At 68.1% G+C, this 251-nt stretch carries 1 protein-coding gene; it reads left to right on the forward strand.

Features of this window, described 5'->3' with window-relative positions; translation table 11 throughout:
- On the forward strand, positions 1-251 hold a 251-nt coding region (locus SB775_RS32030; RefSeq protein WP_410865319.1), incomplete at both ends, for a response regulator transcription factor.

Genomic DNA, 251 nt, shown 5'->3' on the forward strand with positions numbered 1-251 from the left:
TGCCGATCGTGGTGCTGACGATGATGGCCAACCCCGGGATGATCCAGATCCTGCTCGGGCATGGCGTGCTGGCGCTGGTGGACAAGGGTTCGGCGATGAACGAGCTGCCGGTCGCGGTGCTCTCGGCCGCCCGCCGCCGTCGCTTCATCAGCAACAGTTTCCGCAGCAAGCTGGCCATGCTCGAAGGCGGCATCACCGATTCGGGGGCGCCGCCGCGCCTGTCGCCGCGCGAGACCGAGGTAGTGCGCATG

The organism is Peribacillus sp. SIMBA_075, from assembly GCF_046534585.1.